The following is a 21531-nucleotide window of genomic DNA, read 5'->3' as shown; positions in this document are numbered from 1 at the left end:
ACAAGGAGCACAATGGAAATCAAGATCGGCGTCAAGCAGTCACAGCGAGAAATCGTCATGGAATCTGACGAGGCCCCCAAAGATCTGGCCGCGCGTATCGAAGAATCCGTCAAGTCCGAATCGCTGCTGTCCTTCACCGATTCCAAGGGACGCCAGGTATTCGTCCCCGGTGCCGCTCTGGCCTATGTCGAAATCGGCACGGAAAATGCCCGGCGCGTCGGCTTCGGTGCCTGAGCGACTGCCTGCGCAGAGCATCGTGAAGGAATGAACGTCGAACGACGGTGAATTCCTCGTGAATAGGCTGAGGGCCCGGTTTCTGACCGGGCCCTCAGCCTATTCACCCTCCGGCTTCGAACTGTCTCAGGCGACGAGCCCCAGCGCCGACATCCGTTTCGAATGGTTGGCTGTCACCGCCGGAATCGACGCCACCACCAGTTCTTCATCGATGCCCAGAAATGGATCCGTGAGGAGGTTGCGTGCTCGGCCCAGGGTTTCGGCCACAAGCTTGCGTCCCCACAGCGCCAGACGCGACGCCAGCTGAGAGTCGGCGGCAACGTCAGCAGTCAGACGATTGCGCACATATTCAGTCGCCCGTGTATCATCGAGAATAGTAATTGCCAGGCTGTATCCGGGCTCGCTGAGCTCATCCACGGCCGTGCGGTAGAAGTCATTCATGATTCCGTCGAAGACGAATCCCTTCATGAGACTTTCGTGCCAGTCACGAGGACGAGTCCGTTCCGCCAGCACGGTGAAGGTCGGCTCGAAATGCTGACAGAGCTCGATCGCATCCTGGCCCAATCGACTGATGTGCTGCGAGAGCTCTTCGAAGTTCGCAAAGGACAGAGAGGCCAACCGCGCCAAAGTGACTTTATCGTCCATGTGCACAGCGGTGGTCGCGTTGGTGGCCATTCGTTCGAAAGCGGTCAGCTCGCCGAACGCCAGAAGTGCGAGCGTAGCAGCATTATTACCGGCCAATGGGGCTGAATCGGGCATAACTCAAGAGTACCGGTTCACGACCATGACGAGCGCGAAGGCGCTAAAAGGAGTTTGAAACATGGCGGAGACAGAACCAGATTTCGCAGAACTGGGAGTCGCTGGGCCGATCGTGGCCTCGCTGGCCGCCTCAGGCATCACCCACCCCTTCCCGATCCAGGCCATGACCCTGCCTGTGGCACTGTCCGGAGCCGACATCATCGGACAGGCGAAGACGGGAACGGGCAAGACTTTGGGCTTCGGCATTCCGCTCCTGCAGCGTGTCGTCGGCAAGAATGAGGATGGCGGCGCACCAGCCGATCCTGAGAGCACACCCGAGATCGTGGCCGACAGCACCGAGACACGCCTCCCCCAGGCTCTGGTCGTCGTGCCCACCCGTGAGCTGGCCAAACAGGTCGCTGCCGACCTCGTCACTGCGTCCACACAGCGTGATATCGACATCATGACCATCTACGGCGGCATGGACTTCGACCCGCAGATCAAGACGCTCAAAACCGGTGTCGATGTCGTCGTCGGCACACCCGGGCGTCTCCTCGATCTCTACGGGCGCAAGGTTCTCCGGCTGCACAAGGTGCGCACGGTCGTCCTCGACGAAGCCGACGAGATGCTCGACCTCGGGTTCCTGCCCGATGTCGAGAAGATCATCAACGCGGTGCCGGCACACCGTCAGACCATGCTCTTCTCCGCCACCATGCCCGGCGCGGTCATCACCCTGGCCCGGCGCTACATGAGCCGACCCACCCACATTCGGGCACACGACAACGAAGACCTGTCGCTGCTGGGCAAGAACACGACTCAGTACGTCTACCGCGCCCATTCGATGGACAAGAGCGAACTCGTCGCCCGAATGCTGCAGGCCGAGGGACGCGGACGAACCATCATCTTCACCCGCACCAAGCGAACTGCAGACAAGCTCGCCGCCGAACTCGCCGACCGCGGTTTCCAAGCCAAGCCACTGCACGGCGATCTCGGCCAGGTGCAGCGGGAGAAGGCTCTGAAGTCCTTCCGCGAAGGTCAGGTCGACGTCCTCGTCGCCACCGATGTCGCGGCACGCGGGATCGACATCGACGATGTCACCCATGTCGTCAACTACCAGTGCCCCGATGATGAGAAGACCTATGTCCACCGCATCGGCCGCACCGGTCGTGCCGGCAACACGGGTATCGCCGTGACACTGGTCGATTGGGACGACATGCCACGGTGGCGGCTGATCAACCGTGCCCTCGGCCTCGACCACGACGAACCCGCGGAGACCTATTCGACCTCGCCGCACTTCTTCGCCGACCTCGCAATCCCCAAGGGGACGAAGGGGCGCCTGCGCAGGCAGCAGACCGACGGTTCTCCAGACCATGCCGGCGCGAAGACATCTGAACAGCGCCGAGGCGGTTCGCCCGGCGGCAGGGGATCGTCGGCAGGCGACGAAGGACGGAAGAAGCCCCGCCGGAGCCGCGAACGTCGACGCACCCGTGGCGGCAAGCCCGTGGGACGCAGTGCCCCCAGCGACAGCCAGAACTCCGCGGAATAGGGCGATAGCCAGAACCAGTCTCAGCCGAGCAGCGGCTCCGACCACCAGTGGTCGGGGCCGCTCGTTCATCTTGCGTTCAATTCATGCCCAGACAATGACAGGGCCGATGTCGTCAAGCATGAACGAGAGTGAGTTTTGTTCGGTTCGCACCGACCGGACGCGGAGTCCGTCACAGCAGCACCACAGGGGGGAATCCGACCCGAGATTCGCTCGCAGGAGTTCCCGCTCGCCTCACGGGGCCACCGCCATGATGTCGATGTCATGCGCGTTCTGGCCGGTCTGACCGTGATGGTCGGCCACTCCGGTGGAGTCCTCATCGGACGCGGTGAGGAGGCGGACGCCGATCACGCCTGGCTGCTGGGCCACCTCGCCGAGGCCGTCAATCCGTGGGCGGTCCCGATGTTCTTCATGATCGCCGGCTGGGCTACCCTCGTGGGCGCGCCTCCCCGGTCGGGAGCAAAGGTGTGGGACCGCATCATCCGACACGTCGTGCCGCTGTTCGCATGGTCGATCATCTTCATCCTCGGCTTCAACCTCTTCGACACCGACGGCATCGACGTTCGCCACGATCTGGTCCGCACCTTCCTCGAAGCCGGCCGTCCCGCATTCCATCTCTGGTACCTCTACGCGTACATCCCGCTCATCCTCGTCTTCGGGACCCTGGTGCTGTTCTGGCGCGGGCAGCGACCGTGGAAGCTCACTGCCTTGGCTGTCGTCCTGGCCTGTTCGAGTGTCTGGGCGCCGTTCGTGCTCGAACAGCTCGGCTCGAGCCAGGACGCATGGAAGTGGGGCTTTGCGACCTACCAGGTGGTGTACTTCTGCATGGGCGCCTTCTTCATCCACTATGCGAAGGATCTGCGACCGCCGATGTGGACACTGGTCCTCGCATTCGGCGCCTGCGCGGTCGGAGTCTTCTTCTGGGAATCGGACTACTCGTACCCGATCGCCAATGCGAATCCGCTCATCGTCGGTTTGGCGGTCAGCGTCATCCTCATCATCTCCCGCATCGAACTGGGCGAACGCACGACGCGCTTCTTCACGAAGCTGGCTGGGGCCTCATTCGGCGCGTTCCTCGTGCATGTCTTCTTCCTCGAGCTCTTCTTCGAGCGCCTCTTCGTCATCGAGGCCTCGCCGCTGCTGCTGGTCGTGCAGTATGTGGGCTATCTCGGACTGACCGCGGTCCTGTCCTACGCACTCAGCCTGACGTGGGGAAGGCTGCGCCTGCGCCGAATCCTCGGATGAAGTCGGCTGCCGGGTGCCGACAGCCGGCCGCCGGGTCTCACCCCTGGATGAAGTCGACTCCCCCGGGGCGGGAGTTCGCACGCTCGAGGAGTTTCGAGAACATGTGATCGGTGGTGACATGTTCGCCCAGGCGATTGGGCTTTCCGGTGCCGTGATAATCACTCGACCCGGTGATGATGAGATCGTGTTCGTGGGCGAGTCTGCGCATGACCTCGCGTTCGTTCGGCGGGTTGTCGCGATGATCGACCTCAAGACCGTCAAGACCCGCCGCGATGAAATCGGCCATCGCAGTGTCGGGCACGACCAGCCCGCGCATCGCAGCGCGCGGGTGGGCGAAGACCGAGACTCCGCCGGCTTCTCGGATCAGTGCGATGGCGGTGATCGGAGAGATGGTCGGCAGGCTGACATGGTATTTGCCGTGGCTGGACAGGATCGAGGTGAAGGCTTCGGTGCGCGAGGAGACGATGCCCGCGGCCACCAGGGCATCAGCGATATGGGGCCGACCGATCGTCGCATCTTCGCCGGCGACGGCGAGGACCGCGTCCATGTCGATGGGATAGTCCTCCGCGAGGCGGTCGATGATGAGGTGTGTGCGATCGAAGCGGGCGCGTCGCGTCTCTTCGACCACCGCTGCCAAGCCTGTGTCATAGGGATCGTGGAGGTAGGACAGCAGGTGCACGCTGATTCCCTCGTGCCGGCACGAGATCTCCATTCCGCGGACCAGCCCCAGGCCGTAGACCCTGGCGGCAGCCTCCGCTGGAGCCCACCCGGCAGTGGTGTCATGGTCCGTGACGCCGATTACGTCGATGCCTTCCATCGACGCTTCGGATATGAGTTCGGACGGGGTTTGAGTCCCGTCCGAGAACGCAGTGTGCACATGGAGATCTATGACCATGCGTCCAGTCTATCCGCAGACACCGACGATGCTCGTCTTCGTCCCGGCAATGACCGCGGGCAGTGCCTAGAATGGAAGCATGACAGCCCAGAATGAAGACAGCAATGACCAGACCCAGGCCCTTGACGATCGCGTCAACAACCGCTCCCACCGCCCCAATTCGCAGGCATTCCGTGATTTCGTCGCCGAGGGCTGGGATCGCACACCACTCGACGCCCAGGCGCTTGCCGCAGCCGGATTCACCCCAGCCCGACGGGCGAAGGTCTCCGCGGCCTTCCCCGGTGAGCGTCTCGTCGTTCCCGCCGGCGGCCTCAAGGTTCGGTCGAACGACACCGATTACCGTTTCCGTGCGCACTCGGCATTCATTCACCTCACGGGTCTCGAGACCGATTCCGAACCGGACGCCGTCCTCGTCTTCGAACCCGAGGACGACACCCACAGCGTGACCTTGTACTTCCGTCCCCGTGCGGGATCGGACACCGTTGAGTTCTTCTCCGATTCCCGCTACGGCGAGTACTGGGTCGGTCCCCGCGCCGACCTTGAAGCGATGTCGACGATGACCGGCATTGCCACCGAGAGCTCTGCAACGGTCGACGATGCGATCACGAAGGACCTCGGCGCGATCTCCGTCCGTCTGGTCCGCCAGGCCGATGTCCGCATCGATTCGGTCATCGATGTCGCCCGCAGCCAGGTGCAGGCCGATCTCGAGATCTCGGAGGCCGGCGACGTCGAACTGGCACAACTGCTGTCCGAGCTGCGCCTGATCAAGGACGAGCACGAGATCGATGCTCTGCGCGAAGCTGTGGCCATCACCCGTTCCGGCTTCGACAACGTCGTCGCCTCGCTTCCTGCCGCGGTGGCTCATCGACGCGGCGAACGCGTCATCGAGACGGCCTTCGAGACGGCGGCCCGCTCGGACGGCAACGGCATCGGATATGACACGATCGCTGCGTCGGGCAACCACGCCTGCACCCTCCACTGGATCCGCAATGACGGTGTGGTCCGCGCCGGCGACCTCATCCTCGTCGATGCCGGGGCCGAGGCCGATTCCCTCTACACCGCCGACATCACCCGCACGCTGCCGGTCTCGGGCACTTTCACCGACGTTCAGGCGAAGATGTACGACGCCGTGCTCGAGGCATCGGATGCGGCCTTCGCCGTCGCCGCTGAGCACGTCGGCCGTGAGGTGAAGTTCCGCGAGATCCACGAAGCGGCCATGGAGGTCATCGCCGCTCGCCTCGAGGAGTTCGGAATCCTGCCCGTCTCCGCTGCCCAGTCGCTGTCGCCGGAGGGCCAGCACCACCGGCGTTGGATGGTCCACGGAACCAGCCACCACCTGGGCCTCGACGTCCACGACTGTGCCCAGGCACGCGCCGAGATGTATCTCGACGGCGTGCTCGAACCCGGCATGGTCTTCACGATCGAACCCGGCCTGTACTTCAAGACCGACGACCTCCTCCTGCCCGAGGAGTTCCGCGGAAACGGTGTGCGCATCGAAGATGACGTTCTCGTCACCGCCGAGGGTGTCGAGAACCTCTCCGCCGGCTTTCCCCGTACCCGCACCGAGGTCGAGGCCTGGGTCCAGGGCCGATGAGCGCACGCTCGATTCGGGGTGGGGGAATCCTGGAGATACCGGGAATCGCTGTGGGCCATGCCGGTCACTTCAGTCCCGATCGGCTGACCGGTGTCACGGCCGTCCTGCCTCCTGCGGGTTCGCGCGTCGGCGTCGATGTCCGTGGTGGGGGCCCTGCCACCCACGAGACCGACGTCATCGCCCCCGGCACCCATTCCTATGGTGCCGATGCGATCGTCCTTACCGGCGGTTCGGCCCTGGGGCTGGCATCGGTGACCGGAGTCGTCGGCACCCTCGCCGAGGCGGGCCGAGGTTTTCCCGCCCCTGGGCTTGAGAACACCGTCGTCCCCCTCGTCCCCGCCGCTGCGATCTTCGACCTCGGTCGAGGCGACGGGTCCGTCCGTCCGCCCACTGCCGAGGACGGTGCGGCGGCCGCCCACGCTGCGCTGTCTGCCGCGACCGACGGTGCAGAGGACACCGAGGTCAGGGGCAGCCTCGGCGCGGGTGTGGGTGCTCGTTCGGGGATGCAGAGCATGCGCAGTTCGCTGGGTTCGTTCGCGATCCGGCTGCCGGGCGGATATACCGTCGCGGCCCTCGTGGTGGCCAACCCGCTGGGCACGATCGGGACGCCCGACGGCACGCTGTGGGCTCACCCGCTGCTGCGTTCCTATGGGTTCGAACTGCCGAGGATCGGGCATCTGCCTGCCGCCCCCGTGTCCTCGGCGGAGGCCACCTCGGCGAAGAACACGACCATCGCCGTCGTCGCCACCGATGCACGCTTGGACCCGGCCCAGGTCACCCGCTTCGCCTCGGGTGCTCATGCCGGCATCGCCCGGGCCGTCCACCCCTCGCACACGCTCTTCGACGGCGACACCGTCTTCGGCATCGCCACCGGCGAGATGAGCCTGCCCGAGGATTTCGCGGCCTCGACACTCGATCAGGTCTCGATCACGGCCGCCGCCGCTGACGCTCTGAGCTTCGCCATCATCGACGCCCACGCCGCTGCCGCCTCGGTGCCGGATTCGTGGGGCCAGCCGCCGACGCTCCACGATGTCGCCCCCGAGTTCGCGGGAGCCTTCACAGCGCTGGACTGAGAGGATCGCCGTGCCGGCGGGAAACGCTGAGGCGGACAGAACGGACAGAAACAGGGGCGGGCACGGATATCAGCGATGTCCGTGCCCGCCCCTGTCCTATGCGAATCTGCCTCGACAGCCTCGCTCAGGGGATTCGATCAGTTCGAGGCCTTGCGAGCCTCGTCGGAGTCGAGCCCCTGACGGTCATCTTCGTCGACCTTCGTCTCCTGCTGAGTGTCGAAGCCGTCCTTGGCCAGCTTCTTCTCCGAGGCTGCTGCTGCGGCGGCCTCGTCCTCGACGACGGTGAAGCGGATGGTCTCCGTGTACTGGCGGCCGTACCGGTCTGTGCCGGTCACCTCGGCGCTGTGCGTGCCGAGATCGAGATCGGACGGGATCTCAGCGCGCCACAGGTGCGAGCTCGTCTGCCCGACGCTGCCGGATGTGCGCAGGTTCTGCGAAGCCGTGTACGGGTCGGTGTACTCCCATCCCTTGGCCAGCGCTTCGCCCTTGCCGGGCTGAGTGTGCTCGGCGAGGACGTTGGCCTTGCCGTCGAAGCTCATCTCGACCCGGGCGTCCGAGGTGCCGGCCAGGAAGCTCGAGGTCAGCCAGGTCTCACCCTGCTTGAGATCATCACGGGTGACGACGCGCTCGGAGATGGCCTCAGGTTCGGTGCCCGCCTTGTCGGCATCCTGCCAGTCCTGTGCCTCCTGCGCCCATTCGCGCCATTCGGGTGAGTTCACGCCCAGCAGCAGCTGGTGGTCATCGGATTCGTTGCGCACCGTGTAACGTTCGCTGCGGTCGGCGCCGTCGAACTCGAGGGTGAGCACGCCGGGCTCCGATCCGTCGCGGGTGAAGGCGTAGGGAAGCCCGTCTGCGTTGAGCCCGCCCGAGTACCAGTCGCCGGAGACCGCGCCGGCGACGATCTGGGTGTTCGGGAGCTCGTCGATGCCTTCGGCCGCCCATTCCTCACGCTGTTCGCCGGCGATGAGGTTCTCCTGCGTGTGCGTGTGCCCACCGACGGTCACCGCGTTCGGGTAGTCGCCGATGATGTCGTAGAGATCGCTCGCATCATCGACGATGACCTGCTGGTGGTCGACGATCGGAGCGTGCGTGGCGATGACCACGTGGGCGTTCTTCGGCACGTTCCTGAGGTCGTTGGCCAGCCATTCGAGCTGATCCTCGCCGATCTTCTCCTTGTACTTCTTCGTCGACTCGTTGCCCGAGTACTCGATGCTGTCGAGGACGACGAAGTGGGTCTTGCCGACATCGTAGGAGAAGTGGCCGGGGCCGAACTGGTCACGGAAGGTGTCAAGGGCGTGGGCGTCGTCCGGCGAGTCGTAGTCCTGGTCATGATTGCCCGGCGCGGCACGGACGGGACCGTTCATCTCGGAGTAGATGTCACGGAGTTCGTCGTTGAGGCTGAGGTCGTCGCCGACGTTGTCGCCGAGGAGGAGGACGCCGCAGCCCTGGTAATCGCTGCGATCGGCCAGATCACCCACCGCTCCGTCGCGGGCATAGCCCATTTCGGTTTTGTCATAGGCCTGAGTGTCGGAGGCGATGGCGCAGTCCTGCTTCGCCGAGGCGGTCGCTTCGGACTCGATCATCGGGAAGTTCACTGCCTTGGGAGTCCCACCGGTGGGTTCGATCCCACCGTATTTGAAGTCCCCTGGGGATCCTTCCGGAAGATGGTTGTAGCTGAACTGGGCGAAATTGTCCGAGTCGACGGGCACCTGCCAGCCGGAGGGCTGCGTGATGGAGACCGTCATATTCTCTCGAACCGGCAGCTCGTAGGTGCCCTGACCATCGGTCTGCACGACGTCGATGCCGTTGGTGACGGCGACACCGGGGATGCCTGTCTCGTCCCCGTCGAGCTTCGAGTTCTCGTTGACGTCGTCGAATACCTGTCCCTGCAGCGTTTCCGGGTCATCGGCCTGACCGCGGTCGACCTGCACATGCCCCTCATAGAGTTCGGCGGGAGCCTCGGCCGCCGATGCGGTGCTGGCTCCTGCCAGCGGCGCCATCACGGCGAGGGCGGCACAGGCGCTCAGCCCCGCCACCGCGCTGGGTCGAAGTCGTCTTTCAGACATATTGGTTGGTCTCCTTGTTATCGATAGCCGGAAGATCTGCCGGACAAGGACGCTACGGAGTCTGAGAGACACCTGTGTGACAGCGGTGCGACAGCCTAATGAACAACAAGTGATGTCGGAATGGCGCGCGCCGACGCCCGTTTCTTCGGCTCTCGCCGCCGGAGCATCACGCGCGCTTGCCCCACACCTCGGGCATCACCCCGTAGGCTTGAGAGCATGAGTGGTCCACCGAAAAGAGTCTTCGTCGCGCGCCTCATCGCCGTCCCCGTCTTCGACCCTCTCGGGGACCAGGTCGGTCGTGTCCGGGATGCCGTCATCGTCTACCGCGCAACCATGCGGCAGTTCCCACGGGTCATCGGCCTCGTCGTCGAAGTTCCCGGGCGACGACGGGTGTTCGTGCCGATGGGCAGGGTGACCTCAATCGACTCCGGTCAGGTCATCACCACCGGTCTGGTGAACATGCGACGCTTCGAACAGCGCCGCTCGGAGACGCTGGTCATCAACGACCTCCTCGACCGCCGCCTGCGACTGCGCGACGATGACTCCCCCATCCAGATCGAGGACGTCGGCATCGAACAGCAGGTCAACAAGGACTGGGAGGTCACTCGCCTCTTCGTGCGCAGAGTCCAGGAGCGCAGTGCGTTCTCCGCCTTCCGCCGGCGCGGTGAGACGATGCAGATCTCGTGGACCGACACCGAGCACCCGGCAGACTCCGACGTCGACCAGGAGGCGACACAGCTCATCGCCGCCTACCAGGACACGAAGCCGGCCGACCTCGCCGACGTCCTGTTCGAGATGAAGGCCGAACGTCGCCTCCAGGTCGCCCGAGCCCTCGACGACGAGCGTCTGGCCGATGTCATCGAGGAGCTGCCCGACGAGACTCGGGTCGAGGTGCTCTCCTCCCTCGACACCCAACGTGCGGTCACCGTGCTCGAAGAGATGGAGCCCGATGACGCGGCCGACCTCCTCGGCGAACTCAGCGATGAGCAGGCAGAACGCTTCCTCACCCTGATGGAGCCCGATGACGCCGAGGATGTGCGGACCCTGCTGTCCTACGATGACGACACCGCCGGTGGGCTGATGACCACAGAACCGGTCATCCTGACCCCGGAGACCACCGTCGCCGAGGCGCTGGCCCATGTCCGCCGGGAAGACCTTCCCGCGGCACTGGCGGCGGCGGTCTTCGTCTGCCGCCAGCCGATCGAGACCCCGACGGGCAAGTATCTGGGCATCGTCCACATCCAGGAGATGCTGCGCCACCCGCCGCACGAGGCTGTCGGCATCATGCTCGACACGGAGGTCGAACCGCTGCCACCGGAGTCGCCGCTGGGCGAGGTGACCAAACTGCTGGCGGCGTACAATCTGGTGTCGGTGCCGATCACCGACGAGAACGACCACCTCATCGGCGTGGTCACCGTCGATGACGTCCTCGACGAGCTGCTGCCCGATGACTGGCGGGTCTCCGGGCGCGATGATCACAGGAGGGGATAGCCATGGCTGCTGACGATTTCGACGTTCCCCGTTCGAGCAGACGCAGACTTCCCAGCATCGCGATGTCTCCGGAGACCTTCGGACGTGGCGCCGAGGGCTTCGCCCGATTCATGGGAACTCCCGCCTTCCTCGTCGGAATGACCGTGTTCTGCGCCGTTTGGCTGATCTGGAACACGCTTCTTCCCGAGGCCTGGCAGTTCGACCCTCGGTCGTTGAACTTCACGCTCCTGACGCTGATCCTGTCGCTGCAGGCCTCCTATGCCGCGCCGCTGATCCTGCTGGCGGAGAACCGCAGCACCGACCGCGACCGCGTGGAGTTCGAACACGACAGGCAGCGGGCAGAGCGCAACCTCGCCGACACCGAATACCTGGCCCGTGAGGTCGCAGCACTGCGCATCGCCATGCGTGAGGTGGCGACCCGCGACTTCATCCGCTCCGAGCTCAAGGACCTGCTCAAGGAACTCGAGGAAGACGCGAAGGGACCCGCCAACGACCCTGTCCGAAGTGACCGGTCCGACGACGAGCAGGTAGGCTGGAGGCCCCGAGACGACTGATCGGGACGAGAAAGGACGTGAACATGAGTGCGCCATCTGAGGACACTGTTCGGGAAGCTCTGACAGGCGTCATCGACCCGGAGATCCGCCGCAACATCGTCGAACTCGACATGGTCGACGACATCAGCATCGACGGCGGAGAAGTCACCGTCACCGTTCTTCTCACCATCGCCGGTTGTCCCCTCAAGGACACGATCACCAAGGACACCACGGCTGCGGTGTCGAAGGTCGACGGCGTCACCGAGGTGTCCGTGATCCTCGGCACCATGACACCCGAACAGCGCACAGCGATGCGCGAGAAGCTCCAGGGTCCCGGCACCAGCCGCGAGGTCCCATTCAACAAGCCCGACTCCCTGACGAAGGTCTATGCCATCGCTTCGGGAAAGGGCGGTGTGGGCAAGTCCTCGATCACCGCGAACCTCGCCGTCTCCCTGGCCCAGAGCGGATTGCGGGTCGGCGTCGTCGACGCCGACATCTACGGCTTCTCGATCCCGACGATGCTCGGACTCTCGGGCAAACCGACCCGCGTCGATGACATGATCATCCCCCAGGTCGCCCATGACGTGAAGGTGATGAGCATCGGCATGTTCGTGCCTGCCAACCAAGCCGTCGTGTGGCGGGGCCCGATGCTCCACCGCGCCCTCCAGCAGTTCCTCACCGACGTCTTCTGGGGTGATCTCGACGTCCTCCTCCTCGACCTGCCGCCGGGCACCGGTGACATCGCGATCTCCGTGGCGCAGCTGCTCCCGGGATCCGAACTCCTCGTCGTCACGACACCTCAGCAGGCGGCCGCGCAGGTCGCCGAACGCGCCGGCTCCATCGCCACCCAGACCGACCAGCATCTGGCCGGAGTGATCGAGAACATGTCCTGGATGGAGCTGCCCGACGGCACCCGGATGGATGTCTTCGGCTCCGGTGGCGGTGCCCAGGTGGCCGCGAACCTGTCCACGACGGTCGGTACCCAGGTCGAACTGCTGGCACAGGTGCCGCTCGATACGCAGGTTCGCGAAGGCTCGGACTCAGGGACCCCTGTGGTCCTGGGACAGCCCGACTCCCCCGCCGCACGCGAATTCGCCTCCTTGGCCTCGGCACTGGGCCATCGCTCGCGCGGTCTGTCCGGCAGGTCTTTGGGCCTCAGCCCGGTCTGATCCGCGTGATCGTCCACCGCACCCGAGGCATTGTCGCACTTCTCGCAGCCTGCGCGGTCCTGACCCTCATTGCCGGATGCGTCGTGTCCGGACCCACCCGGAACGACCCCACTCGCACCGGTCGGCAGAGCCCTGATCCCGGGCGGGACAGGGACAGCGCCGCGACGGCAGAGGCGAACCTCGACGCGCTGAGGCAGAGCATCCGCAGCTACGCGATGGTCGATGACACACGCGATCCGAAGACGAACATCCATGTCTTCGGCCTGCCCGGTGCGAACTCACTGAACTCTGCCACCGAGAAGACTCTTCTGCGAACCATCAGATCGGCAGGTGGCTTCCACGGCCACCGGGCCTACTCCCCTGTGGCGACATCACCGGTCCACCGCTGGGAGTCCACGGCATTCGTTCCGGCCACGGCCGCCTCGGCGAAGGAGGCCGACGACGGTCACCACCACACCGCGTCCACGGATGTGGAGGTCAGCAATCGCCTCATCGCGGCCGGTGGAGACTTCCTCGTGTCCTCGTTGACAGTGCATTCGCCCGCAGAGAAGACCTGGGCAGTGCTCACAGACCTCGCCCACGACACGACGATTCATGTCCAGGACATGTTCTCCTCGACGATCGACCCCGCCGAGGTGGCCGCTGACGAGTCCGGAAGCCTGACCATCGGCGGCGAACCGCTGACCGCCACCGATCTGACTCCCCTGGGCACACGAGTCGTCGACTCGCTCCGGACCCCGCTGGATCTGCCCACGGGTGCGGACGAGCGTGACCCCGACTTCTCGTGCACGCTGCTGCCCTGCGTGGCGCTGACCTATGATGACGGCCCCGGGAAGCCTGCGGTCGAGAATCGACTGCTCAAGGAGGCGGCCACGGCGCAGGTCCGCCTCACCTATTTCCTCGTCGGCAGCCGGGTGGCCGCAGACCCGGCCATGACGAAGCGGATCTCGGCCGCCGGGCACGAAGTCGCCAACCACACGTTTTCTCATCCACGACTCGACCGTATGAGCAGCGCCGCGGTCAGGACCGAGGTCAAGAGGACCGACAGGACGCTCACAGCAGCGGTCTCGAGGGCTCCTGAGCTGGTGCGCCCGCCCTTCGGAGCACTCGACAGATCGGCTGCGTCGGCTCTCGGGCGACCAGCCATCATCTGGGACGTCGACACCGGCGATTGGAAGCACAAGGACTCTCATCGGACCGTCTCTGCCGTCAGAGCCGATGCCGGTCCGGGGTCGATCGTCCTCATGCACTCGATCCATCCCACGACGGTCGATGCCGCCCCCGGGGTCTTCAGCACCGTGAAGGACAAAGGACTCCACCCGGTCACCGTCAGCCGGCTGTTCGCGGGGATAGGATTCGAAAAGGGCGGCTCCTACTTCTGCCGCGGCTACGGCGACGAACTGTGCTCGAACCCGGAACATCCCGCGGTGGAGAAGAACTGACCGGTCGCCTCGGTCTGCTGGGTTCAGGTCGCTTCGGAGTCGAAGGGCGCGGTGGCGGAGCGATCGCGCATCACCGACTGAGCCTGGAAGCGTTCGATCGGTGACTGGGGCCGCGGTCGAGAATCGCCAGTCTCGGAATCCTCGACACCGTCTGGGGAGTCTTCGGCACCCGCGTCGATCGACTGAGCGGACTTGTCACTCGACGCAGCCGAGGACTCGCGAAGCTTGGACTCACGGATGGCCGAATCCTCTTCGACGAGGGCCTCACGCACGATCCGACGCGGATCGTACTGACGTGGGTCCAGCTTCTGCCAGTCCACATCGTTGAAGTCGTCCCCGAAGTCGCGCCGCACACTGTCCTTCGCTCCCTCGGCCATGCGCCGCATCTGTCGCACGAGTTCACGCAGCTTCTGCGCGTATTCGGGCAGGCGTTTGGGCCCGATGACGACCAGTACGACTACCACCAGGATCAACATTTCGGTGCCGTTGATACCCAACATGAGAACAAGTCTACCGTGCACCGCAGTATGCTCGACTCACGGTCAGCACAGGATGGAGCGGGCATCACAGGCAGGCTCATCCACTCCACGTGCGACCGGACAACGGCAGCATATTCGGCCGAGGAACAGCAGACTACAGGGAGGCGAGCAGATGGACGAGGTGGTTGTCGAGCGAGTGCTGCGCATCGTCGAACTCGTTCCCGAGGGCCGAGTGGCCACCTACGGCACCGTCGGACTGATCGCCTCCTGCTCGCCGCGCTATGTCGGACGCGTGATGAAGGAATTCGGGTCGAATGTCACCTGGTGGAGGGTCGTCAACGCCGCTGGTGTGCTCCCTGAGGCGCTGTTGCCCACAGCTCGGGAGCACTGGGACGACGAGGCCACTGCGCACACGCATGAGAAGGTGGTCCGCTCGGCCTTCGTCGGCGTCGATGATCTCGAGGAGCTGTGGCGGACCCACGGCACCGATCCCGGGAGCAGTTAGACTTGAAATCAAATGTCAGCCGAAAGCGAGGGTCGATTGTCACGCGAGAATGCCGGTGATCTCACCTTCTCCGAACAGTACAACGGGCCCGACCCGCTCCTGGACGCTGCGCGGGCCCTCTCACACGAGAACGGTCTGGCGTCGGTGTCACAGACGACCGCGTCGACACTGACCCTTTTGGCCCGACTGCTCAGGCCGGTCGCGGCGGTCGAAGTCGGCACGGGTGCGGGAACGTCGACATTGGCGCTGCTGCGAGGCATGCCCAACGCGGGGATCCTGACCTCGATCGACACGAACTCCACGGCTCAGTCCGCGGCCCGTGACCTCATCGACATGGCCGGGATCCGACACAGCCGCCTGCGCCTGATGAGCGGACGCGCCGAAGACGTCCTCCAGCGTCTGGCACCGGGCGCCTATGACATGGTCTTCGTCGATTCTGAGCCGACGAACCTCGAACGCATGATCGAACCGGCACTGCGTCTGCTCGACACCCACGGGCTTCTCGTCATCCATCAGACCCTGCTCAAAGGGGCTGTGGCCGATCCTGTCGACCGTTCCCCGCGCACGCAGGCGGCGCGGGGACTGCTCAATCGTCTGGCCGGACAGGAACGCCTCGAACGCGTCCTGCTGCCCATCGGCCAGGGTCTGCTCATGCTGCAGAAGACCCTGCGCTGAACGGCCGGGGACCTGAGAATGCGAAAACAGCAGAGACTCTGCGGAGTCTCTGCTGTTCGTTCAGCTGGGCTGTTCGTTCAGCTGGGAATGTGTGCTGTGGTGCTCAGAGGCCCAAGGTCTCGGCCAGGGTGTCATGCAGATCTGTGGCTTCGTCTCTGCTGAGTTCGATCACCAGACGGCCTCCGCCCTCGACTGGAAGTCGCATCACCATGCCTCGACCTTCTTTGGTCACTTCCAGAGGTCCGTCGCCGGTGCGGGGTTTCTGGGCTGCCATGTGGGCTCTTCCTTCCGTTGATTCTGCAAAGACGGTTCACGCTCGATGGACCGACTGTTGTACATCGATTATTCCACGATCCGGTCACCGACGGGTAACCCGACCGAATTCTGACACCCGAGCCTGGCTTCTACGGTGGCAGATCCGCCGGTGGGGTGAAGTGCCACAGGTAGGCCACCCAGACGATCTGGAGCAGAATGAATGCGCACAGCAGCGCCGCCCGGTACCCGCGAGAGCGCACCAGAGACAGCGTCAGCGCCATCGGGAACAGCGGCAGCAGAAGTCGCAGGGTTGACGTCTGCGGAGTGAAGAAGATCAGCAGGTAGACGCCGTATGCCAGACAGAAGTACTGCATCGTCCTGCCCATCCTGGCCCCTGCCGGGGAGAAGATCAGTGCCAGCATTCCCGCGATGACGACGAACAGGAGAACCGGTCCCAGCGGGCCGATGAGGCTGTTGGCCTGGGCCAGCCACTGCACCAGGTAGGTCGATTCGCCCGTGTGCCATGCGGCCTCGGTGTCCGTGTACGCGGTGATCGACCCGGTCGCCGACCAGGCATGGACGGGGTGAACCAGCGCCGCGACACACGAGAGCACACCCAAGGTCCACGATCGGGCCACCTCGGCGGCGGGATAGGGGTCTCGCCTGCGATTGGCGAAGCGATCGATGAGGTGCAGCAGCATGAAGAAGGAGAATGCCACACCGATGGGCCGCGACAGGTCCATGAGGAACACGACGGGGATCGCGCTCAGATAGCGGCGTTCGACGATGAGGAGGAGGGCGCCGGCCTGCAGCAGGAGCGTCAGGGATTCCGCATACCCGGTTGAGAAGATGGCAGCCGGTGGGAAGAACACGACGAGGGCCAGACCGGTCAGGGCCTGCCCGGGATCCACATATCTGCGGAACAGCGCGAGGATGACGATGGAGGCGAACCCGGCGGCGATCGTCGAAATGATCGGTGAGATCACCTCGTAGCTCACACCCGTCATGGTCGAGATGTAGTCGACCACCTCGGGATGCAGAGGGTAGAACGCCCACTGATTCTCCATCACCGCTCCGGCCTCGTCGACCGGGAGGCTGCGCGGGTATCCCTCCTCGGCGACGCGGGAGTACCAGCCGCCGTCCCAGAAGTTGAGGAAGTCGTTGAGAGTGGTCGTCACCGGACTCGAGGACCAGTTCGCCGGGTCCTGGCGCTTGAGGACCGCGGCGAAGATCGAGATGCTCACGACTCGTGAGACGAAGTACACTGCCACGGCCTGCACCCACACGGGCAGGGTGAGGAACAATGTGCTCCAGCGGGACAGACGGGAGGAGCTGAAGACTTCAGGGGCGAGGGTGATTCCGGGGAGGTCGTGGGCTCTGCTCATTGCTGCCCGCGTGCGGCTTCCAACTCGAGGATGCGGGTGCGCAGTGCTTCGACCGCGGTGTCGACGTCCTCCATGCGGTAACCACGCAGGGCAGGCCGGAACGACAGTCCCTCGAGGTCCTCAGGCGTGAAGTCGTGAGGCAGCGGCTCCCAGGCGGCGTCGGTCTCCTCAGCGGACTCGGCGGAGAAGACGTTGAATGACGCCGCCAACACGATCACGAGCACGAAGATCGCCGCGGCCACTCCGATCACAATCCACAATGGCATATCGTCATTTTCTCACAGTGGCATCGCCTGCTCAGCGCAGGCCGCGCACGGTGTGTTCGGGTACCGCATCTCCGGTGATCGCCAGGGTCACAGCGAGGGCGTCTGCGGTGGCGCGAACATCGTGGGTGCGGATCATCGCGGCACCCTTGGCTACGGCCAGTGCGGTGGCCGCGATCGTTCCGTGCAGACGGTGGGCCGGTGCCACGTCGCCGATGGCTTCGCCGACGAAGTCCTTGCGGGAGATTGCCAGCAGCACCGGGAAGCCGGTGCGAGTGAAGGTCTCCAGCTCTCGCAGGATCCGCAGCGACTGGTAGGTGTTCTTCCCGAAATCGGGTGTCGGATCGATGATGATCTTCTCAGCCGCAACACCGGCGCTCGCAGCGGCCTCGGCCAAACCGATAACCCCTGCCAGGGTCCGGTCGACAACCTCGCCGGCGGTCAGTCCGTAGCGGTTGCGATGAGCATCGGTGCGCGGCGACAGGCCACCCGTATGGGAGCAGACGAGGCCGACGTCGTTGTCTGCTGCGACGGACGCGAGTTCGGGATCGACACCTGCCCAGGTGTCGTTGAGCAGCCCCGCGCCGGCCGCGCAGGCCGCCTCGGCGACCTCGTGACGCCAGGTGTCGACGCTGATGAGTACGTGCCGATGACTGTGCGCGACGGCTTCGATGACGGGGCAGACACGGTCGATCTCCTCGGCGACGGAGATCTCCCGCCCCCGGCCGGCCCGCACGCCGCCGATGTCGACGATGTGCGCACCGTCGTTCACTGCCGCGTCAACGGCGGCGATGGCTTCGGAGGCGGTGCCTGCGGATTCGTAGAAGGAGTCGGTGGTCCGGTTGATCACTGCCATGACGGCGGGGCTGCCGGCCCGGGCCTGCGCCAGGTGGAACTCGCCGAGGTCGGGGCTCGGTTCCGCTGCACCCCTCACTGCGGCTCTCCCGCGATGGCGGTGCCGATGATGTCGACGACCTCATCGATGTCGTCCGTGAGGGTGAACAGGTTCATGTCTCGGTCACTGATCGTGCCGGAGGCCAACAGAGTCGTCGTCATCCAATCGATGAGGCCCTGCCAGTACGCCGTGCCGAAGAGCACGATCGGGAAGGACGTGACCTTGCCGGTCTGGACCATGGTGAAGGCCTCGAAGAGTTCGTCGAGGGTGCCGAACCCGCCGGGCATGACGACGAATCCCCGGGAGTATTTGAGGAACATCGTCTTGCGGACGAAGAAGTAGCGGAAGTTCACGCCGAGTTCGACGTGGTCATTGAGACCGGATTCGAAGGGCAGCTCGATGCCGAGGCCGATCGAGGCTCCCCCTGCCTCGCCTGCCCCCAGATTGCCGGCCTCCATGATGCCCGGACCGCCGCCGGTGATGATGGCGTTGCCCCTGGCGGAGATGCGCCGCGAGATCTCCCGGGCGTCCTGATATTCCTGCGTGTCCGGACTCAGTCGGGCAGAGCCGAAGATCGACACGGCCGGACCGATCTTCGCCAGGGAGTCGAAGCCCTCGACGAATTCGGCTTGGATCCGCAGCACCCGCCAGGGATCTTCGTGGGTCCAGTCGGATGGCCCACGTGAATCCAGCAGACTCTGGTCCGTGGTCGTCTCCGGCACCTGAGAACCGCGCAGACGCAGAGGTCCCTTGCTGTAGAAGCTCGCGTCGTCATCGCAGGCCGGGTCGCCGGCGGCCGGATCGCCAACGGCGGGATCACCGGTGGGCGAAACGTGGTCTGCCATCGGTCTCAACGCCCCTCAAGGTACTCGCACAGAGTCCGGCTGGCCTGTTCGACCTCTGCAACGGCGACGTGCTCATCCGATTTATGGGCGTAGAGAGGGTTGCCGGGCCCGAAGTTCACGGCGGGCACGCCCAAGGCACTGAACCGCGAGACATCGGTCCATCCCAGCTTCGGGGCAGGTGAGAGCCCCAGGGTGTCGATGAAGTCCTGGGCGATGGCGCGATCGAGGCCGGGCCTGGCGCCTTCTGCGGCATCGGTGACGACGACGTCGAAGCCGGTGAAGAACTCGCGCAGGAAACCCTCCGCCTCGGCCGCGGACCTGCTCGGGGCGAAGCGGTAGTTCACCGCGATCGTGCACGCGTCGGGCACGACATTGCCGGCGACTCCCCCGGAGATCGACACAGCCGACAGAGACTCCCGGTAGTCGAGCCCGTCGACTCTCACGGTCCCGGTTTCGTGCTCGGCGAGACGGCTCAGCACCTGAGCTGCGGCATGGATCGCGTTGACACCCATGAAGGCTCGGGCCGAATGTGCGCGGACTCCCGTCGTCGACACGTTGACCCTGATGGTGCCGTTGCAGCCGCCTTCGACCGAGGCGTTCGAAGGTTCACCGAGGATCGCGAAGTCACCGCTGAGCCAGTCGGGATGGTTCCGGGAGACGCGGCCGAGTCCGTTGAGCGAGGCGTCGACCTCTTCATGGTCGTAGAAGACCCAGCTGACGTCACGGTTCGGCTCACGCAGGGCCGCGGCGGTGACCAGCGCCATTGCGACCCCCGCCTTCATATCGCAGGCGCCCCTCCCCCAGATGACCTCGCCGCCGGCGTCGTCGCCGCCCTCGAATCGTCTGCGCTGCGGCGGCAGGTTGTCTTCGACGGGAACGGTGTCCAGGTGGCCGGCGACGACGATGCGCTCAGCCCGCCCCAACTGGGTGCGGGCCACGATCGTGTCCCCGTCTCGCAGGACCTCCAGATCGGGGCCGGGCCCGGCGCCGATGCGGGCCAGCACCTCGGCGACGGCATCGGTGATCGTCGTCTCGTTGCCGGAGACCGATTCGATGGCGCACAGGCGCCCCGTGAGTTCAGCCGGGTCGACCAAAGCCTCAAAGAGGTAATCGGCGAGGTCACCGCTGGGGGTGAAAACGGATTCGGTCTCAGCAGATGGATCGACAGTCATACCGCTTAGCCTAGTACTGCCGCCACCGACTAGTCTTGGTGGCATGACAGAACGCATAGTTTCCGCACGTGGCTTGGCCACCCTGCACAATGACTCCGTCCTCACCGTCTGGTACCCCACTTTGAGCACCGGAGAGACTCCCGACGCCGCCGAGGCTGCCGCGACCTCTCATTACCACAAGGACGGCCTGGACAACCTTGTCGGGCCAGACGAGGCCAGAGGCACGCATACCGAGGTTGTGACGACGACGATCGACCTCGATGCCGGTCCCGCTTCGGCGGCCGACGCCTACCTGCGTCTGCACGCACTGTCCCATCGCGTGGTCGCTCCCAACGACGTCAACCTCGACGGCGTCTTCGGGCACCTCGCGAATATCGTGTGGACCTCTGCCGGTGCCTGCTCGCCGGAGGACTTCGAGACCACCCGCACGAAACTGCTGGCCAAAGGGCCGGTCGCCGTCTATGGACTCGACAAGTTCCCACGGATGACCGACTTCGTCATTCCCTCCGGTGTGCGCATCGCCGATGCCGACCGTGTCCGCCTCGGCGCGCACCTCGCCGCAGGCACAACCGTCATGCACGAAGGCTTCGTCAACTTCAATGCCGGCACGCTGGGATCGGCGATGGTCGAGGGACGCATCTCCCAGGGCGTTGTCGTCGGAGACGGTTCGGACATCGGCGGCGGTGCTTCGATCATGGGAACGCTTTCCGGCGGCGGCACACACCGCATCTCCATCGGCAACGGCAGCCTGCTCGGCGCGAACTCAGGCGTGGGCATCTCCATCGGCGATGACTGCATCGTCGAGGCTGGCCTCTACATCACCGGCGGCACCCGTGTCACCGTTCCCGGTGAGAACGAAACGGTCGTGAAGGCTTCCGAACTCAGCGGTCAGAACAACATCCTGTTCCGCCGCAACTCCGTCACCGGTACCGTCGAAGCGATCTCACGCTCGTCCAAGGGCATCGAGCTCAACCCCGACCTGCACTGAGCCTCAGGTTTCTGAGTCTCAGTCGGCTCAGTTGCAGTCAACTGAA

General features: G+C 64.9%; 22 protein-coding genes. 12 read left to right on the top strand and 10 right to left on the bottom strand.

Features of this window, described 5'->3' with window-relative positions; genetic code table 11:
* Window positions 1-234: DUF3107 domain-containing protein (locus L0G76_RS05850; RefSeq protein ID WP_487246990.1), on the top strand; the 234-nt coding region annotated here is incomplete at its 5' end.
* 126 nt (window positions 235-360) lie between these two features.
* On the opposite strand, the gene L0G76_RS05845 is transcribed toward L0G76_RS05850, so the two are convergent.
* Complete coding sequence (locus L0G76_RS05845; protein WP_304356379.1) at window positions 361-993, bottom strand: ferritin-like fold-containing protein; 633 nt, start codon at window positions 991-993, stop codon at window positions 361-363.
* Window positions 994-1054: 61 nt separating this feature from the next.
* Here L0G76_RS05845 and L0G76_RS05840 point away from each other — a divergent pair, with 61 nt between their 5' ends.
* Both L0G76_RS05840 and L0G76_RS05835 read left to right on the top strand, forming a co-directional pair.
* Complete coding sequence (locus L0G76_RS05840) at window positions 1055-2518, top strand: DEAD/DEAH box helicase (RefSeq protein ID WP_304356378.1); 1464 nt, start codon at window positions 1055-1057, stop codon at window positions 2516-2518.
* 135 nt (window positions 2519-2653) lie between these two features.
* Entirely contained in the window at window positions 2654-3760 is a 1107-nt protein-coding gene (locus tag L0G76_RS05835; protein ID WP_304356377.1) for an acyltransferase, read from the top strand.
* 37 nt (window positions 3761-3797) lie between these two features.
* On the opposite strand, the gene L0G76_RS05830 is transcribed toward L0G76_RS05835, so the two are convergent.
* Entirely contained in the window at window positions 3798-4655 is an 858-nt protein-coding gene (locus L0G76_RS05830) for a PHP domain-containing protein (protein ID WP_304356376.1), read from the bottom strand.
* A 79-nt stretch (window positions 4656-4734) separates the two neighbouring features.
* Between L0G76_RS05830 and L0G76_RS05825 the strand changes: the two genes are divergently transcribed.
* Both L0G76_RS05825 and L0G76_RS05820 read left to right on the top strand, forming a co-directional pair.
* Window positions 4735-6249, top strand: coding sequence for an aminopeptidase P family protein (locus L0G76_RS05825; protein ID WP_304356375.1), 1515 nt, complete (start codon window positions 4735-4737; stop codon window positions 6247-6249).
* Window positions 6246-7322, top strand: coding sequence for a P1 family peptidase (locus L0G76_RS05820; RefSeq protein ID WP_304356374.1), 1077 nt, complete (start codon window positions 6246-6248; stop codon window positions 7320-7322). Before L0G76_RS05825 ends, L0G76_RS05820 begins: the two co-directional genes overlap by 4 nt.
* Before the next feature lie 137 nt (window positions 7323-7459).
* On the opposite strand, the gene L0G76_RS05815 is transcribed toward L0G76_RS05820, so the two are convergent.
* Window positions 7460-9388 carry a calcineurin-like phosphoesterase C-terminal domain-containing protein gene (locus tag L0G76_RS05815; protein ID WP_304356373.1) on the bottom strand — a complete coding sequence of 643 codons (1929 nt, stop codon included), beginning with the start codon at window positions 9386-9388 and terminating at the stop codon, window positions 7460-7462.
* Between the two features lie 216 nt (window positions 9389-9604).
* Here L0G76_RS05815 and L0G76_RS05810 point away from each other — a divergent pair, with 216 nt between their 5' ends.
* Genes L0G76_RS05810 through L0G76_RS05795 form a run of 4 tightly spaced genes read left to right on the top strand, consistent with a single transcriptional unit; the run spans window position 9605 to window position 14023 of the window.
* Window positions 9605-10879: a magnesium transporter MgtE N-terminal domain-containing protein gene (locus tag L0G76_RS05810; protein WP_304356372.1), complete on the top strand. Its 1275-nt coding sequence runs from the start codon at window positions 9605-9607 to the stop codon at window positions 10877-10879.
* Between the two features lie 2 nt (window positions 10880-10881).
* Complete coding sequence (locus tag L0G76_RS05805; protein WP_304356371.1) at window positions 10882-11433, top strand: DUF1003 domain-containing protein; 552 nt, start codon at window positions 10882-10884, stop codon at window positions 11431-11433.
* A 23-nt stretch (window positions 11434-11456) separates the two neighbouring features.
* Window positions 11457-12581: an Mrp/NBP35 family ATP-binding protein gene (locus tag L0G76_RS05800; protein WP_304356370.1), complete on the top strand. Its 1125-nt coding sequence runs from the start codon at window positions 11457-11459 to the stop codon at window positions 12579-12581.
* A gap of 5 nt (window positions 12582-12586) precedes the next feature.
* On the top strand, window positions 12587-14023 hold the full coding sequence (locus tag L0G76_RS05795) for a polysaccharide deacetylase family protein (protein WP_304356369.1): 1437 nt from the start codon (window positions 12587-12589) through the stop codon (window positions 14021-14023).
* Between the two features lie 23 nt (window positions 14024-14046).
* Here the strand turns inward: L0G76_RS05795 and L0G76_RS05790 are convergent, their stop codons facing one another.
* Window positions 14047-14523: a twin-arginine translocase TatA/TatE family subunit gene (locus L0G76_RS05790; protein ID WP_304356368.1), complete on the bottom strand. Its 477-nt coding sequence runs from the start codon at window positions 14521-14523 to the stop codon at window positions 14047-14049.
* Between the two features lie 151 nt (window positions 14524-14674).
* Between L0G76_RS05790 and L0G76_RS05785 the strand changes: the two genes are divergently transcribed.
* Together L0G76_RS05785 and L0G76_RS05780 are read left to right on the top strand one after the other, a co-directional pair.
* Complete coding sequence (locus L0G76_RS05785) at window positions 14675-15007, top strand: MGMT family protein (RefSeq protein WP_304356367.1); 333 nt, start codon at window positions 14675-14677, stop codon at window positions 15005-15007.
* Between the two features lie 12 nt (window positions 15008-15019).
* On the top strand, window positions 15020-15682 hold the full coding sequence (locus tag L0G76_RS05780) for an O-methyltransferase (protein WP_304356366.1): 663 nt from the start codon (window positions 15020-15022) through the stop codon (window positions 15680-15682).
* A 103-nt stretch (window positions 15683-15785) separates the two neighbouring features.
* Here L0G76_RS05780 and L0G76_RS05775 read toward each other — a convergent pair whose 3' ends face one another.
* The 6 genes from L0G76_RS05775 to dapE all read right to left on the bottom strand — a co-directional run bounded on the left by L0G76_RS05775 (window position 15786) and on the right by dapE (window position 20497).
* A complete protein-coding gene (locus L0G76_RS05775) occupies window positions 15786-15956 on the bottom strand; it encodes a DUF3117 domain-containing protein (protein WP_092101857.1) in 171 nt (56 codons plus the stop codon).
* A gap of 130 nt (window positions 15957-16086) precedes the next feature.
* Entirely contained in the window at window positions 16087-17322 is a 1236-nt protein-coding gene (locus L0G76_RS05770) for a hypothetical protein (RefSeq protein WP_304356365.1), read from the bottom strand.
* Entirely contained in the window at window positions 17319-17588 is a 270-nt protein-coding gene (locus L0G76_RS05765; protein WP_304356364.1) for a DivIVA domain-containing protein, read from the bottom strand. Before L0G76_RS05765 ends, L0G76_RS05770 begins: the two co-directional genes overlap by 4 nt.
* Window positions 17589-17619: 31 nt before the next feature.
* A complete protein-coding gene (folP, locus tag L0G76_RS05760; RefSeq protein ID WP_304356363.1) occupies window positions 17620-18519 on the bottom strand; it encodes a dihydropteroate synthase in 900 nt (299 codons plus the stop codon).
* A complete protein-coding gene (locus tag L0G76_RS05755) occupies window positions 18516-19325 on the bottom strand; it encodes an LOG family protein (RefSeq protein WP_304356362.1) in 810 nt (269 codons plus the stop codon). The genes folP and L0G76_RS05755 overlap by 4 nt, the downstream gene beginning before the upstream one ends.
* A 5-nt stretch (window positions 19326-19330) precedes the next feature.
* A complete protein-coding gene (gene dapE / locus L0G76_RS05750; protein WP_304356361.1) occupies window positions 19331-20497 on the bottom strand; it encodes a succinyl-diaminopimelate desuccinylase in 1167 nt (388 codons plus the stop codon).
* Window positions 20498-20540: 43 nt separating this feature from the next.
* Here dapE and dapD point away from each other — a divergent pair, with 43 nt between their 5' ends.
* Entirely contained in the window at window positions 20541-21485 is a 945-nt protein-coding gene (gene dapD, locus L0G76_RS05745) for a 2,3,4,5-tetrahydropyridine-2,6-dicarboxylate N-succinyltransferase (protein WP_304356360.1), read from the top strand.
* The last annotated feature ends 46 nt before the right edge of the window (window positions 21486-21531 follow it).

It is taken from the genome of Brevibacterium picturae (genome assembly GCF_030453725.1).
Taxonomy (GTDB): domain Bacteria; phylum Actinomycetota; class Actinomycetes; order Actinomycetales; family Brevibacteriaceae; genus Brevibacterium; species Brevibacterium sandarakinum_A.
This window is presented reverse-complemented; position numbering and strand designations above follow the sequence as displayed.

Coding starts and splice junctions, on each gene's coding strand:
- L0G76_RS05845 (WP_304356379.1), bottom strand. CDS start 993: ATGCCCGATTCAGCCCCATTGGCCGGTAATAATGCTGCTACGCTCGCA.
- L0G76_RS05840 (WP_304356378.1), top strand. CDS start 1,055: ATGGCGGAGACAGAACCAGATTTCGCAGAACTGGGAGTCGCTGGGCCG.
- L0G76_RS05830 (WP_304356376.1), bottom strand. CDS start 4,655: ATGGTCATAGATCTCCATGTGCACACTGCGTTCTCGGACGGGACTCAA.
- L0G76_RS05825 (WP_304356375.1), top strand. CDS start 4,735: ATGACAGCCCAGAATGAAGACAGCAATGACCAGACCCAGGCCCTTGAC.
- L0G76_RS05820 (WP_304356374.1), top strand. CDS start 6,246: ATGAGCGCACGCTCGATTCGGGGTGGGGGAATCCTGGAGATACCGGGA.
- L0G76_RS05815 (WP_304356373.1), bottom strand. CDS start 9,388: ATGTCTGAAAGACGACTTCGACCCAGCGCGGTGGCGGGGCTGAGCGCC.
- L0G76_RS05810 (WP_304356372.1), top strand. CDS start 9,605: ATGAGTGGTCCACCGAAAAGAGTCTTCGTCGCGCGCCTCATCGCCGTC.
- L0G76_RS05805 (WP_304356371.1), top strand. CDS start 10,882: ATGGCTGCTGACGATTTCGACGTTCCCCGTTCGAGCAGACGCAGACTT.
- L0G76_RS05800 (WP_304356370.1), top strand. CDS start 11,457: ATGAGTGCGCCATCTGAGGACACTGTTCGGGAAGCTCTGACAGGCGTC.
- L0G76_RS05790 (WP_304356368.1), bottom strand. CDS start 14,523: ATGTTGGGTATCAACGGCACCGAAATGTTGATCCTGGTGGTAGTCGTA.
- L0G76_RS05785 (WP_304356367.1), top strand. CDS start 14,675: ATGGACGAGGTGGTTGTCGAGCGAGTGCTGCGCATCGTCGAACTCGTT.
- L0G76_RS05780 (WP_304356366.1), top strand. CDS start 15,020: ATGTCAGCCGAAAGCGAGGGTCGATTGTCACGCGAGAATGCCGGTGAT.
- L0G76_RS05775 (WP_092101857.1), bottom strand. CDS start 15,956: ATGGCAGCCCAGAAACCCCGCACCGGCGACGGACCTCTGGAAGTGACC.
- L0G76_RS05770 (WP_304356365.1), bottom strand. CDS start 17,322: ATGAGCAGAGCCCACGACCTCCCCGGAATCACCCTCGCCCCTGAAGTC.
- L0G76_RS05765 (WP_304356364.1), bottom strand. CDS start 17,588: ATGCCATTGTGGATTGTGATCGGAGTGGCCGCGGCGATCTTCGTGCTC.
- L0G76_RS05755 (WP_304356362.1), bottom strand. CDS start 19,325: ATGGCAGACCACGTTTCGCCCACCGGTGATCCCGCCGTTGGCGATCCG.
- dapE (WP_304356361.1), bottom strand. CDS start 20,497: ATGACTGTCGATCCATCTGCTGAGACCGAATCCGTTTTCACCCCCAGC.
- dapD (WP_304356360.1), top strand. CDS start 20,541: ATGACAGAACGCATAGTTTCCGCACGTGGCTTGGCCACCCTGCACAAT.